This is a genomic window from Mesorhizobium sp. P3_A10, assembly GCF_056403175.1.
Window position 1 is genome coordinate 24371 of record NZ_JBFUFZ010000012.1, and the last position, 12459, is coordinate 36829.

The window sequence follows — 12459 nt, forward strand, 5'->3', positions numbered from 1 at the left end:
CGCATGCAGCAGCGGGGTTCTTGATGTTCTACCAGCTCTACGAACTGAATCATGCCGCCTTGCAGCCCGCCCGCGCCTACGCGGATGCGGTGCGAATTTTTTACCGCAATCCGCTCAATCCGTTTTCGCATACATCCTGGGGCCGCTCGGTGGCGGCGGCGGCCGAATTGTTCGAGCGCACCACGCGCCGTTACAGCAAGCCGCATTTCGACATCACCAAGACCGTGGTCGACTGGAAAAATGTCGAGGTCACAGAAAAGACGGTGTGGTCGCGGCCGTTCTGCAATCTCCAGCGCTTCGAGCGCGCCGTTCCTGCCGGGCGCAAGCCCGATCCGAAGCTTTTGATCGTGGCGCCGATGTCCGGCCACTATGCGACGTTGCTTCGCGGCACCGTCGAAGCGATGCTGCCGCATGCCGACGTGCACATCACCGATTGGGTAGATGCTCGCATGGTGCCGCTTGCCGATGGCAGCTTCGACCTTGACGACTATATCGACTACATCATCGACATGCTGCATGCGCTGGGGCCTGACACCCATGTCATGGCTGTGTGCCAGCCTTCGGTGCCGGTGCTGGCGGCGGTGGCGCTGATGGAAACCCGCGGCGACCCCTTCGTTCCCTCGACCATGACGCTGATGGGCGGGCCGATCGATACACGCCGCAATCCGACGGCGGTCAATCTGCTGGCCAAGGAAAAAGGCATCGACTGGTTCGCCGACAACGTCATCATGAATGCACCCTGGCCGGTGCCCGGTTTCGGCCGCGAGGTCTATCCCGGCTTCCTGCAGCTTTCGGGCTTCATGAGCATGAACCTCGACCGCCACATCACGGCCCACAAGGACTTCTTCATGCATCTGGTGAAGCATGATGGCGACAACGCCGAGAAGCACCGCGATTTCTACGACGAGTATCTGGCGGTGATGGACCTGACGGCAGAGTTTTATCTGCAGACCGTCGATACCGTGTTCGTCCGCCACGCTTTGCCGAAGGGCGAGATGATGCATCGCGGCGTCGCCGTCGATACGTCGGCGATCCGCAATGTTGCGCTGTTCACGGTCGAGGGCGAGAACGACGACATTTCCGGCCTCGGCCAGACCCAGGCCGCGCACGACCTCTGCCCCAACATTCCCGCCGAGCGGCACGCCCACTACATGCAGCCGGCGGTCGGCCATTACGGCGTCTTCAACGGCTCGCGCTTCCGCTCCGAAATCGTGCCGCGCATCGTCGACTTCATCACCAGCTATGGCCGCCAGAACCGCGTCGCGGCAAAACCAAGGCTGGTCCGCTCCGCCAAGGGCTGAAGCAAGGGCGCCGCCAAGCGGATATCAAGGCCCCGGGATGGTGGCATCCGGCGCGCCCGGACCAACCTGTTGCACAAGTGCCGCGTCAGGATCGCGGTGGTAACCATCCCGTCAATGACTCGGCTGTGTCTAATTGACACGGAGTGTAAATCCCCCTTAACGTTTCGTTAACAACAAGGGCGAACGGGGACAATGATTTCCTCACCGATGGCACGGACGCTGCGCTTGTGTGCAGTCGCAGGGCTGGCGATTTCGGGATGCTGGGCTGGCCCGGCATCGGCGGCAGCGTCAATGGCGACCGGAGGCCCGACCTCCCAGCCAATCGGACACTATGATTTCTGCAAGGCCCATCCGGGCGAATGCTCGATCCGGCCGACCAATCTCGCTCCCGCCACCATGACCGACGCGTTCATGCGCAAGCTGATTAGTGTCACCGCGCAGGTCAACGCCGCCGTCAAGCCGATGAGCGACTACGACATTTACGGCAAGGACGAGGTCTGGGCCTATCCCGACAACGGCGTCGGCGACTGCGAGGACTATGTCCTGGAAAAGCGCCGCGACCTGAACCGCCTGGGCGTGTCGCTAGCCGACCTTCTGATCACCGTCGTACGCAAGCCCGACGGCGAGGGCCATGCGGTGCTGACCGTGCGCACCGACAAGGGCGACTACATCCTCGACAATCTGACCGACAAGGTCCGCTCATGGGACCAGACCGGCTACCGCTTCCTCAAGCGGCAGGCGATCGACAACACCGGTCGCTGGGTTTCGATCCGCGGTGGCCAGCAGGTTCTGGTCGGCGCCGTTCAGTAACGGACTGGGCGGCTTCCATCGTTTCGACCACCTCAAGCGCGCCTCACCGCCATCTGAAAATTCTCTGTCTTCTCCATGAACCATTTCCTCTCGGCCAACGACACATGGCCGTAGACGGAAACCAACCATGGAGAATTCACATGACTGCACTTTTGCGAAATGCCTTTCTTGCCGCCGTTGCGGTATCGGCCCTGACCGGATCCGCTATGGCGGATCAGACCATCACCTGTTCCAACACCCAGACCAACGACCCGTGGGCCGGCCGCTGTTGCAACGCCGGCGACTCGAACTGCCTGGGCGGCGGTAACAATGGCCACGAGCATGGTAATCCCGGAGGTCGCGGTGGCCCTAACGGTCCGGCCGGCGCAAAGTAATCGCGCCATGCCCGCTGGCTCCCCGCCGGCGGGCATCGCTTTCGGAGTGAAATAGACGTCCGGCGCGAGTGGGTTGACATGGCTGTCGGACTTATGCCGGCCGGCCGAGTGCCGCCCGGATCGACAAGCTGATGCGACGCAGCTCGGCTTCGTCGAGTTTTTCGATGTTTTCGGCCAGCAGATTGGCGAGTTCGGTGGCGGCGGGGGTGAGACCCGACGTGTCGATCCTGACGCGCGGATGCGAGGCCTCGGCAAGCCGCGCCAGCTCCTCCGCATCATCCCAGATGACATTGAAATAGCCGATGATCTTCTGGATCAGCGTCCAGGTCGGCGCGCCCCGGCGGCCATGCTCCAACGCCGACAGATAGGCGGCGCTGACGCCGATGGCCGAAGCCATGTCCTTCTGGCTGACGCCGCGTTCCTGCCGCAGCGACCGCAGCTTTTCGCCGAACGGGGTCATAGCCACGCCCTCATCAGCGCAGCCGCCGCAAGCGGATGTAGAGCGCGCCTGAGCCGCCATGGTTGCGGGCGGCATGGTCGTGGCTGGAGACCAGCGGCCGGAACGCCGGCGTCGACAGCCAGGCCGGCACGGCGCGGCGCAGCACGCCGTCACCACCCGACGACGAGCCCTTGCCGGTGATGACCAAGACATAGCGGATGCCGCCGGCATGGGCCCGGTGCAGGAACGAAAACAGCAGCGAATAGGCTTCGTCCTGGGTCATGCCATGCAGGTCGACGCGGCCTTCGATCGGCAGCCGGCCCTTCTTCAACTTGTCCAGCGTCGGCTCGTCGAGCGCATGCGAAACGTGCTGCGCCTTTGGCTTTACCGCCAATGCGGGGCTGGCGGCGGCTTGAACCAGCGGCTCGGCCGGCTTGGCCTCGACGCCGATATCCGGAATGTCGACGGCAGTTCTGCCCCTGAGCGGCTTGGCGGTGCGCGCCACCAGGTTCCACAGCACCCGGTCGTCCTCGCTCAGCCTGTCCGTCTTCCGGATCATGGATTCGCCCCCGAAACGAGCGCGCGCGGGAGCAGCGCGTAGAAATCGGCGGCATTGCGGACGACGCCGGCGATCTCGCCGGCCGCATCGCCCGATCCGGCGAACAGATCGCCTCGCGCCGGCCCGGTGATGGCCGAGCCGGTGTCCTGCGCGATCATCAGCCGCCGGAACGGTTTTGCCTCGAAAGCCGTCAGCGTCGGCGCGTCGATGTAGAACGGCGTGCCAAAGGTGTGCAGCAGCCGGTCGACCGCAACCGAGCGGCCCGGCGTCAGCGGCACCTTGGCGGCGGCGATCGGCCCGAGCGTCGCGTCGTCGACCGCCGCTTCGCGGAAGAAAATATAGGAGCGGTTCTGCCAGAGGATCTCGTCGATGCGATCCGGGTGTGCCTTGAACCAGGCGCGGATCGACTGCATCGTCACTTTTTCCAGCGGGATCTCGCCTGTTTCACTCAAGATCCTGCCCGGCCCGGTAAAGCGCTGGCCGGATTTGGCGGCGTAGGTGATGCGGCGCAGCCGGCCGTCGGTCATGTTGAGCCGGGCGGCACCTTGCACATGGATAAAGAAGGCATCGACCTTGTCGGCCAGCCAGGCGATTTCCAGGCCCTTGCCAGCCAACGCTCCGCGTTCGATGGCGCCACGGTCGAAATATTCGACTGGCCGGTCAAACGCCTCGCGCGCGAAGGCGAGATAGGGATCCATGCCTGAGGGACGGTTGGCGTCGTCAATGTCGATGAGGTCGGCCGGGCGCGACAGCAGCGGTACGTTGAACCGCTCCGTGCGCACCGGCGAGGCCTCGACCTGTGGCTCGTAGAAACCGGTAACGAGGCCGGCGCCACCGTTTTCGGCTTCTATACGGGCAGGAGCAAAAAACCGTTCGAAGAAAAGACGCGCTTCGGACCGATTCGGCAGCGAAATGGTCCGCGCCTCATCATAGGCGCTGGCAAAGGCGGTGAAGTCGACGCCGAGCGAGCCGCTGCGGTAAGGTTTGGTCAGGACATGGACGGCCGAACGGCGAAAGGCGGCAAAGGCCGCCTCATGGTCGTCATCGCCCCAGCCGGGGAGATCATCGAAGGATTTTTCCTGGAAAGACCGGGATAGCGACACGACCGGGCCCGCCGCCGCTGGATTTCAGTCTTCTTCTTCGGTGGCGACGAGCTTCCAGTTCGGATCGCGCGAGCGCGTGTCGCGGGCAAAGGTCCAGACATCCTTGACCTCGGCGACCGTTTCAGGATCGCCATCAATGACCGCGCCGGCCTTGTCGCGGGTCGCCGAAATCAGTTCGCTGATGATGCGCAGCGTGACATGGGCCTCGCCGCCCTTCATTTCGGCCGACACGATGTCGGCCTTGTCGATGCCGACGAAGGAGGACTGGATTTTTTCCGCTTTCGCCTCACGATCGCCGATCGCGGCGACAAAACCGTCGAAAACCTCGCGCGACAACAGGTTCTTCAGCGTCTTGCGGTCGCCGTCGGCATAGGCCATGACGATCATCTCGTAGGCCATCTTGGCGCCGTCGACGAAGGTCTTTGGCTCAAAGGTCGGATCGTTGTCCTTGATGGTCCGCAGGCCCTTGTTGAGGTCGGTGTCGGGCTTGGCGAAGGCATCGATAGCAGCATAGGTGTCGCCAACCGGCTCGCCCGGCGCCCGCTTGCGCGGCAGCGAAACAACGTTTTCGGGTTTCTGGGTAGCGTCCTTGTCGGCGGCGCGGCCAGCCGTATAGGGATCGAAGGGCGGACGTTCGCTGCCCGTACGGCGACCGAGCACATTGCGCAGCTGGAAAAAGATCACCACCGCCGCAATCAGAAAGAAAATTGTGCCGAAGTCGAAAAAACCCATATCTTCCGCCAATCAATCCCTGGCCTGGCCGGACCGTCGGCCATTCAACAGGCCAAGGTCGCATAGCGTTCAACATCCAAAGCATATAGAACGCAAGGCGCCATCATTCAAATCAAAGGCAGGCATACCTATCTAACGGGCTCAGTGCCAGCGGCGATTGCTCGCCGACCGGCAAAACATGGAACCGATCGGTCAAGACTTGCGTATTTCGTTCCTTCCCCTGTTCCTGCTTGCGCTTCCGTTGCTGGAAATCGCCGGTTTCGTTGTTGTCGGCCGCCAGGTCGGCGCGCTGGCGACAGTCGGCCTGGTGCTGGCTTCGGGCGTGGCCGGCGTGCTTTTGCTCCGGCACCAGGGATTCGGCGTGATGGCGCGGGTGCGCGCCGAGATGGACGCCGGCCGCGATCCCAGCCATCAGCTTGCGCATGGCGCCATGATCGTGGTCGCCGCGATCCTGCTGATCATCCCCGGTTTCATTACCGATATTATCGGCCTGCTCCTGTTCCTGCCGCCGGTGCGCGACCTGGCCTGGCGCAGCCTCAAGGGCCGCATTGTGGTGGCGACCAATTTCACCAGCGGCGGTTTCCGCGGCAGGTCGCGCGACAAGGTCATCGACCTCGACGATGGCGACTATTCGCGCGCGGACGATTTCAAGCGCGGCCCGGACCATAACTCGCCCTGGCGGCGACTGAAGGACGACTGAAGTCGCCTCGAGGATGATCAGGTCGCAAATTCCCGCTGCCGGCGGCGTCATTCCCCGGAGAAGCGCCCGTTCGTAAACGCGAAGGCGGCAAACCTTGTCTTGTCATGCCGGCCATGGTAGCGAACGCCCGATTTCAATTCGGGCCGCATCGTCGCCCAGGCAAAAGGACAACGGCTAATGGCCAGCAAAGATGACGCGCCGGTCGGCGCCGCCAACGGCAACGGCGAGACAACGCAGCCTTCGCTCAACGTGCTCGCCCAGTATGTGAAGGACCTGTCCTTCGAAAGCCCCGGCGCGCCCAATTCGCTGCGCGGCCGCGACAAGGCCCCCGGCATCGCCATTAACGTCAATGTCAACGCCAACCCGCTTTCGGACAAGCAGTTCGACGTCAATTTGACGCTGAACGCCAAGGCTTCCTTCGATCAGGAAGTGCTGTTCAATGTCGAGCTGGTCTATGGCGGCGTGTTCGCCATCGCCGGTTTCCCGCAGGAGCACATGCTGCCGATCCTATTCATCGAATGCCCGCGGCTTTTGTTCCCGTTCGCCCGCCAGATCATCGCCGAAGCGACCCGCAATGGCGGCTTCCCGCCCCTGATGCTCGACCCGATCGATTTCGCCCAGATGTTCCAGCAGAAGCTGGCCGAAGACCAGGCAGCCTCCAAGGTCAAGGTGAGCTGAGGCTGCTCTGCACGGTGATTTGAAAAGCCCGGCCTTGTGCCGGGTTTTTTGTTGGATGTAGGAGGGTAAGCTGCCGATCTGTTCCGGTCAGCCCGCCGCAACCTTCAGCCAGAGCGCCTTTTCACCGAGCGTCCCGACCATGCCGGCATGCGCGGCGCGCTCGGCGTCGGTCAGGCGCGGGGCCAGCGGCACCGGCCGGGCGCCGATCGAGATGTCGATATAGTCGACATCCGACCTGCCGGCAGAGGGCGATGCGACGCTGTCGAGGATCAGCGCGGCCTGCTTGCCGCCGATAAGTTCGATATAGACCTCGGCCAACAATTCCGAATCGAGCAAGGCGCCGTGCTTGGTGCGGTGGGCGTTATCGATGCCGTAGCGGCGGCACAGCGCGTCCAGCGAATTGGGGCCCATCGGATGCTTGCGACGCGCCAGGGCCAGCGTGTCGACGACAAGCCCATTGTCGATGACCGGGTGGCCCAGCCGGCCGAATTCGACATTGAGGAAGCCGATGTCGAAAGTGGCGTTGTGGGCGACCAGCTTGGCGCCGTCAGTGAAGGCCAGCCACTCCTCGGCAATCTCGGCAAAGGTCGGCTTGTCCTTCAGGTCCTCCGCACTGATGCCGTGCACCGCCTGCGCTTCGGCGTGAACCGCGCGTCCCTGCGGATTGATGAATTTGTGGAAGGTGCGGCCGGTCGGAAAGCGGTTGACCAGTTCGACGCCGCCAAGCTCGATAACGCGGTCCTCGCGGTTGTCGAGGCCGGTGGTTTCGGTATCGAAGATGATCTCGCGCATCGAATCAGTCTGCTCCTAGGCAGCAGAATCATACACCGGAACAAAATGGCAATGGGCAATGCTGACGGCCTGGCGTCAGGAGCCCGACTTGCCGGACTTATCCCCGGAGACTTCGGCAATGATCGCATCGACCGCCGCCTGCGCGGCCTCAAAACCCTGCCCGGTGTCGATGACAAAATCGGCCTGCCGGCGCTTTTCGGCGTCCGGAACCTGCTTAGCCAGGATCGCCGCCAGTTTCTCTTCGCTCATGCCCGGCCGCGCCAGCACGCGGGCGCGCTGGATTTCGGCCGGCGCGGTGACGACCACGACCTTGTCGACGCGGTTGCGGCCGCCGGTTTCGAAAAGCAGCGGAATGTCGAGCACGACGAGCGGCGTGCCGGCGGTACGGTTTTTCGCCAGAAAGGCATCCGCCTCGGCACGGACAAGCGGGTGGACGATGGCTTCCAGTTTTTTCAGCGCGGCGGCGTCACCAAGCACGCGTCCGGCCAATGCCATGCGATCGATCTCACCGGATTTGGCCACTCCGGGAAAGGCGGCTTCGACCAGCGGAACGGCCTTGCCGGAATAGAGGCGATGCACGGTCTCGTCCGAATCATGAACAGGCACGCCCGCCTCGGCAAACATTTTTGCCGTGGTCGACTTGCCCATGCCGATCGATCCGGTGAGGCCGAGCACGATCATGCCTTGGCGCCGATATCGGTGACGATCATCTGGCGCAATTCGGCGGTGACCTCCGGCCTGATGCCGAACCAGCGCTCGAAGCCGGGCACCGCCTGATGCAACAACATGCCGAGCCCGTCGACCGTTTTCAGCTTCCTGGCGCGCGCCGCGGCCAGCAGCGGCGTCTCCAGCGGCACATAGACGATGTCGGTGACGATGGCCTTGGCGGGCAGTCTGGCCGGGTCGGCGGACAGGCCTTCATTGCCATGCATGCCGAGTGCCGTCGTGTTGACCAGCAGGCCGGCGCCGGCAAGCAATTCGTTGGTCGCGCCCAGGCCATGAGCGGTCACGCCGGCACCGAAACGATCGCGCAATTCCTGCGCCCGCGCGAGTGTGCGGTTGACGATGCGGATGTCGCCGACGCCGCGCTCGATCAGCGCATGGATGACGGCGCGCGACGCGCCGCCGGCGCCCAGCACCACGGCCGGACCATTGATTGCCCAGCCCGGCGCATGGTCGTCGAGGTTGGCGGCAAAGCCGTGGGCGTCGGTGTTGCCGCCCCACAGATTGCCGTCCTCGAACCACAGCGTGTTGACGGCGCCGATCTGTTCGGCGGCCTCGTCGCGACGCTCGACCCGGGCGAAAGCGGCCTCCTTGTGCGGAATGGTGACGTTGCCGCCGCAATAGCCGTTCTTGCGCAGTCCGGCGAGGAATGCGGCAAAGTCCTGTGGCGCGACGTCAATGGCCTGATAACTGCCGTCGATGCCGTATTTTTCCAGCCAATGGCCGTGGATCCTGGGCGACCTGGAATGGGCGATCGGATGGCCGGTGACAAAGGCTTTTTTCGACATTTCAGCCATCGATAGCCCCGAGGCTGCGAAGTTCGGCCAGCACCGGCAGAAGCGGCAGGCCGACAATGGTAAAATAGTCGCCCTCGATCCTCTCGAACAGCTGGATGCCCTCGCCTTCGATCTGGTAGGCGCCGACGCTGGACAGGGCCTTGGCGCCGACGCGGGCCAGATGGCGGCCGATAAAGGCCGGATCGAGCTTGCGCATGGTCAGGCTGGCAATGCCGACATGCCGCCACAAAACCTTGCCGTCGCGCATGAGCACCGCAGCACTGTTGAGCTGGTGGGTTTTACCTGAGAGGGCCAGGAGGTGCCGCCGCGCGCTTTCCATGTCGGCCGGCTTGTGGAACACTTCGTCGCCAAGCGACAGCGTCTGGTCGCAGCCAAGCACCAGGGCGCCAGGCTTGCGCTCGCTAACCTCGGTGGCCTTGGCTTCGGCCAGGATGGCGGCAACGTCTTCGGGCGCGACGCCTTGCAAAGGCGCCTCGAGCGCACGTTCATCGACGTCGGCCGGAACCGCCTGGATATCGAGCCCGGCGTTGATGAGCAACGCCTTGCGGAACGGGCTGCCGGAAGCGAGGATGATTGTTTCAGTCATGATTTTTGGCGCCCGATTTGGCTGCGACGCCTAGCGCGTCTTGCCGCGCAGGGCAACGATAGCCGCCGCGGTCTCCTCGATCGAGCGGCGGCTGACATCGATCATCGGCCAGCCGTGGCGGGTGCAGATCTGGCGGGCATAGGCGAGTTCCTCGGTGATGGCGGCGCGGTCGACATAGTCGCCAGCTTCGTAGTCGCTGCTGTTGCCGAGGACGCGGTTCTGGCGGACATGCGAAATGCGTTCTGCCGTGGCGATCAGACCGACGATCAATGGCGTCTTGGCGCTGATCAGACTTTCCGGGATCGGCACGCCAAGTACGATCGGGATGTTGGCGGTCTTGATGCCGCGATTGGCGAGATAGATGCTGGTCGGCGTCTTCGACGTCCGCGAGATGCCGATCAACACGATGTCGGCGTCATCCATATTGGCGGGCAGCTGGCCGTCATCATGCTCCATGGTGAAGTTGAGCGCGTCGATGCGGCGGAAATACTCGGCGTCGAGAACATGCTGCGCGCCGACGCGGCGGCCGGCCGGCGTGCCGAGATAGGACTGGAACACGGTGAGCACCGGCTCCAGCACCGAGACGCAAGGCAGGCCCATGGTCGCGCAGCGCTCGTCGATGCCCCGCGCCAGCTTCTGGTCGACGACGGTGTAGAGAATGATGCCTGGTTCCTCCTCGATGTCCTCGAACACTTTGGCCACCTGTTTTTCGGTGCGAATGAGCGGATAGATATGCTCGATGGCGCGCGCATCCTTGTACTGCGCCGAAGCGGCGCGGCCGGCGGCGAGCAGCGTTTCGCCGGTGGCGTCGGAGATCAGGTGCAAATGAAAGAAGCTCTGGGGTTTGTTCACAGGGTCCATTCCAGGCTGTGGGCGAATGTGGATAAACCGGGCCGAAAATTCGGCCGGCTGGAAGCGACTGTATCAGATGGCAGTTTGTCCACAATTCGATGCGCTGTCGGCTTCGTCGGGCGGCTGGGGACAAGTCCGGGGACGCTTTTTTTCATCCATGCCTCATCCACAGCGGCAATTTCTTTGGCCGGGCGACAAACCATTGACTCCAGTTGGAAATTCCCGACTTTCCACAAAGTCCTGCAATCCTTTTGGAGAAGCGCGCGACAATATGCTGGCTGGCCTTTATCGGGCCAAAGCGGGACAGGTGACAACCACCGATACCAACAGACTCTTAGAATCAGAAGATTCTAGAAATAGACTCTTTAATTATAGAGAAGGCTTAGGAAGCGAGCGCTCAATGCCCGAAGTCAGGACCATGCTGGACGTGCTGAAGGGGCAAGCGGTGTTTCCGCCGCCACTCTGGATGATGCGTCAGGCCGGCCGCTATCTGCCGGAATATCGCGAGACGCGCCGGCGGGCCGGTTCGTTCCTCGATCTTTGCTATGATCCCGATCTGGCTGTCGAAGTGACGCTGCAGCCGATCGAACGTTTTGGCTTCGATGCCTCGATCCTGTTCTCCGACATCCTTGTCGTGCCGCATGCGCTTGGCCGCGACGTACGCTTCGAGGAGGGAAGAGGCCCGCTTTTGACGCCGATCTCCGCGCAAGAGATTCTGGCTCTGGAGAGCGACGTGTTTCACGTGAATCTCGAACCGGTCTACGAGACGGTGCGCCGATTGCGGGCAAAGCTGCCTGTGGAAACGACGTTGATCGGTTTTTGCGGCGCACCGTGGACGGTGGCGACCTACATGATTGCCGGCCACGGCACGCCCGACCAGGCGCCGGCACGGCTGTTTGCCTATCGCGAGCCCGAAGCTTTTCGGCAATTGCTGAAGGTGCTGGCCGATCACTCGGCGCAATATCTCATCCGGCAGATCGAGGCCGGCGCGGATGTGGTGCAGATTTTCGATTCGTGGTCGGGCGTGCTCGACGACGCTTCCTTTGACCTATTCTGCGTGCAGCCGGTGGCCGAGATCGTCCGACAAATTCGGGCCGTTTATCCGAAGGTTCCTATCATTGGTTTTCCCAAAGGCGCTGGCGCCCGCTATCAGACCTATCGCCAGAAGACCGGTGTAACGGCCCTGGGGATCGACTGGACGGTGCCCCTGACGGTAGCGAAGGAATTACAGCGCTCGGGTGCGGTTCAGGGCAATCTCGATCCCTTGCGGCTCGTGGCTGGCGGCAAGGCGCTATCCGATGGCGTTGAGGCAATCCTGAAAGCGCTGGGCGGCGGACCGCTGATCTTCAATCTCGGCCATGGCATCACGCCGGAGACGCCGATCGCCCATGTCGAGGCGATGGTGAAACAGGTACGGAGCGCGACACGCTGATGACCGATCCCACGAACAGCACCAGCCAGGCGATGATACGGATGACGGTGGGCATTGCCCTGTTGGTCGTTCTCACGGCGCTTTTGTATTTCGTCGCGCCCGACGGCTTCTACCCCTGGGCAAAGGCAATCCACATCCTTGCTGTCATCGCGTGGATGGCCGGCATGCTCTATCTGCCGCGGCTGCTGGTCTACCATGCCGACGCCGAAAAAGGCTCGGTTCAGTCGGAGACCTTCAAGGTGATGGAGCGCCGCCTGTTACGCGGCATCATCAATCCGGCGATGATCGCCACCTGGGTGTTCGGGCTTTGGCTGGCCTGGAAAGGTTTTGCGTTCCAGGGCGGCTGGCTGCACGGCAAGATCGCCTTGGTGCTTCTGCTGTCCGCCGTGCACGGCTATTTGGCGGGTGCGGTGCGCAAATTCGCCGAGGATCGCAATGAAAAGCCGGCGAAGCACTGGCGGATCGTCAACGAGATCCCCACATTGCTGATGATCGGCATCGTGATCCTGGTTGTCGTCAAGCCGTTCTAGACCCTTATCGGTCCTGTAAAAACGCAGCTTGCTCTTTCACCCGACCGACGA

At 62.9% G+C, this 12459-nt stretch carries 16 protein-coding genes; 6 read left to right on the forward strand and 10 right to left on the reverse strand.

From position 1 onward, the window contains the following. Positions 1-23 precede the first annotated feature (23 nt). Together AC1DXU_RS29575 and AC1DXU_RS29580 are read left to right on the forward strand one after the other, a co-directional pair. Positions 24-1301, forward strand: coding sequence for a polyhydroxyalkanoate depolymerase (locus tag AC1DXU_RS29575; protein WP_477374654.1), 1278 nt, complete (start codon positions 24-26; stop codon positions 1299-1301). A 192-nt stretch (positions 1302-1493) separates the two neighbouring features. Then, entirely contained in the window at positions 1494-2111 is a 618-nt protein-coding gene (locus AC1DXU_RS29580; protein WP_477374656.1) for a transglutaminase-like cysteine peptidase, read from the forward strand. Positions 2112-2143: 32 nt separating this feature from the next. Here the strand turns inward: AC1DXU_RS29580 and AC1DXU_RS29585 are convergent, their stop codons facing one another. From AC1DXU_RS29585 to AC1DXU_RS29605, 5 genes are all read right to left on the reverse strand, one after another. Continuing rightward, positions 2144-2434 (reverse strand): hypothetical protein, encoded by a 291-nt coding sequence (locus AC1DXU_RS29585; RefSeq protein WP_477374658.1) that lies wholly within the window; start codon positions 2432-2434, stop codon positions 2144-2146. 142 nt (positions 2435-2576) lie between these two features. Then, positions 2577-2945 (reverse strand): helix-turn-helix domain-containing protein, encoded by a 369-nt coding sequence (locus tag AC1DXU_RS29590; RefSeq protein ID WP_477311871.1) that lies wholly within the window; start codon positions 2943-2945, stop codon positions 2577-2579. A 13-nt stretch (positions 2946-2958) separates the two neighbouring features. Continuing rightward, on the reverse strand, positions 2959-3483 hold the full coding sequence (locus AC1DXU_RS29595; RefSeq protein ID WP_477374660.1) for a Smr/MutS family protein: 525 nt from the start codon (positions 3481-3483) through the stop codon (positions 2959-2961). Continuing rightward, a complete protein-coding gene (mltA, locus tag AC1DXU_RS29600) occupies positions 3480-4586 on the reverse strand; it encodes a murein transglycosylase A (protein WP_477374662.1) in 1107 nt (368 codons plus the stop codon). The genes AC1DXU_RS29595 and mltA overlap by 4 nt, the downstream gene beginning before the upstream one ends. A 24-nt stretch (positions 4587-4610) precedes the next feature. Then, positions 4611-5318: a Tim44/TimA family putative adaptor protein gene (locus AC1DXU_RS29605; RefSeq protein WP_477310284.1), complete on the reverse strand. Its 708-nt coding sequence runs from the start codon at positions 5316-5318 to the stop codon at positions 4611-4613. A 199-nt stretch (positions 5319-5517) separates the two neighbouring features. On the opposite strand from AC1DXU_RS29605, the gene AC1DXU_RS29610 reads away from it, so the two are divergent. Together AC1DXU_RS29610 and secB are read left to right on the forward strand one after the other, a co-directional pair. Further along, a complete protein-coding gene (locus AC1DXU_RS29610) occupies positions 5518-6018 on the forward strand; it encodes an FxsA family protein (RefSeq protein WP_477310282.1) in 501 nt (166 codons plus the stop codon). Positions 6019-6195: 177 nt separating this feature from the next. Then, positions 6196-6696 (forward strand): protein-export chaperone SecB, encoded by a 501-nt coding sequence (gene secB / locus AC1DXU_RS29615; RefSeq protein WP_477240168.1) that lies wholly within the window; start codon positions 6196-6198, stop codon positions 6694-6696. Positions 6697-6783: 87 nt separating this feature from the next. Here secB and dnaQ read toward each other — a convergent pair whose 3' ends face one another. From dnaQ to AC1DXU_RS29640, 5 genes are all read right to left on the reverse strand, one after another. Further along, a complete protein-coding gene (dnaQ, locus tag AC1DXU_RS29620) occupies positions 6784-7488 on the reverse strand; it encodes a DNA polymerase III subunit epsilon (protein ID WP_477374664.1) in 705 nt (234 codons plus the stop codon). Positions 7489-7563: 75 nt separating this feature from the next. Beyond that, entirely contained in the window at positions 7564-8169 is a 606-nt protein-coding gene (gene coaE / locus AC1DXU_RS29625; protein ID WP_477374666.1) for a dephospho-CoA kinase, read from the reverse strand. Next, the gene (locus tag AC1DXU_RS29630) at positions 8166-9008 is read right to left on the reverse strand and encodes a shikimate dehydrogenase (RefSeq protein ID WP_477374667.1); all 843 of its coding nucleotides are present in this window, start codon (positions 9006-9008) and stop codon (positions 8166-8168) included. Before AC1DXU_RS29630 ends, coaE begins: the two co-directional genes overlap by 4 nt. After that, the gene (locus AC1DXU_RS29635) at positions 9001-9594 is read right to left on the reverse strand and encodes a Maf-like protein (protein ID WP_477374669.1); all 594 of its coding nucleotides are present in this window, start codon (positions 9592-9594) and stop codon (positions 9001-9003) included. Before AC1DXU_RS29635 ends, AC1DXU_RS29630 begins: the two co-directional genes overlap by 8 nt. Before the next feature lie 30 nt (positions 9595-9624). Beyond that, complete coding sequence (locus tag AC1DXU_RS29640; RefSeq protein WP_477374671.1) at positions 9625-10446, reverse strand: pyruvate, water dikinase regulatory protein; 822 nt, start codon at positions 10444-10446, stop codon at positions 9625-9627. Positions 10447-10846: 400 nt separating this feature from the next. On the opposite strand from AC1DXU_RS29640, the gene hemE reads away from it, so the two are divergent. Both hemE and hemJ read left to right on the forward strand, forming a co-directional pair. Next, positions 10847-11878: a uroporphyrinogen decarboxylase gene (gene hemE, locus AC1DXU_RS29645; protein ID WP_477374795.1), complete on the forward strand. Its 1032-nt coding sequence runs from the start codon at positions 10847-10849 to the stop codon at positions 11876-11878. Continuing rightward, positions 11878-12408, forward strand: a complete 531-nt coding sequence (gene hemJ, locus AC1DXU_RS29650) for a protoporphyrinogen oxidase HemJ (protein WP_477374673.1) — start codon at positions 11878-11880, stop codon at positions 12406-12408. Before hemE ends, hemJ begins: the two co-directional genes overlap by 1 nt. Positions 12409-12459: the final 51 nt, after the last annotated feature.

What these genes read in the sequence shown, in the direction of transcription:
- AC1DXU_RS29575 (WP_477374654.1), top strand. Translation starts at nt 24, where the DNA reads ATGTTCTACCAGCTCTACGAACTGAATCATGCCGCCTTGCAGCCCGCC.
- AC1DXU_RS29580 (WP_477374656.1), top strand. Translation starts at nt 1,494, where the DNA reads ATGATTTCCTCACCGATGGCACGGACGCTGCGCTTGTGTGCAGTCGCA.
- AC1DXU_RS29585 (WP_477374658.1), bottom strand. Translation starts at nt 2,434, where the DNA reads ATGCTCGTGGCCATTGTTACCGCCGCCCAGGCAGTTCGAGTCGCCGGC.
- AC1DXU_RS29590 (WP_477311871.1), bottom strand. Translation starts at nt 2,945, where the DNA reads ATGACCCCGTTCGGCGAAAAGCTGCGGTCGCTGCGGCAGGAACGCGGC.
- AC1DXU_RS29595 (WP_477374660.1), bottom strand. Translation starts at nt 3,483, where the DNA reads ATGATCCGGAAGACGGACAGGCTGAGCGAGGACGACCGGGTGCTGTGG.
- AC1DXU_RS29605 (WP_477310284.1), bottom strand. Translation starts at nt 5,318, where the DNA reads ATGGGTTTTTTCGACTTCGGCACAATTTTCTTTCTGATTGCGGCGGTG.
- secB (WP_477240168.1), top strand. Translation starts at nt 6,196, where the DNA reads ATGGCCAGCAAAGATGACGCGCCGGTCGGCGCCGCCAACGGCAACGGC.
- dnaQ (WP_477374664.1), bottom strand. Translation starts at nt 7,488, where the DNA reads ATGCGCGAGATCATCTTCGATACCGAAACCACCGGCCTCGACAACCGC.
- coaE (WP_477374666.1), bottom strand. Translation starts at nt 8,169, where the DNA reads ATGATCGTGCTCGGCCTCACCGGATCGATCGGCATGGGCAAGTCGACC.
- AC1DXU_RS29630 (WP_477374667.1), bottom strand. Translation starts at nt 9,008, where the DNA reads ATGGCTGAAATGTCGAAAAAAGCCTTTGTCACCGGCCATCCGATCGCC.
- AC1DXU_RS29635 (WP_477374669.1), bottom strand. Translation starts at nt 9,594, where the DNA reads ATGACTGAAACAATCATCCTCGCTTCCGGCAGCCCGTTCCGCAAGGCG.
- hemE (WP_477374795.1), top strand. Translation starts at nt 10,847, where the DNA reads ATGCCCGAAGTCAGGACCATGCTGGACGTGCTGAAGGGGCAAGCGGTG.
- hemJ (WP_477374673.1), top strand. Translation starts at nt 11,878, where the DNA reads ATGACCGATCCCACGAACAGCACCAGCCAGGCGATGATACGGATGACG.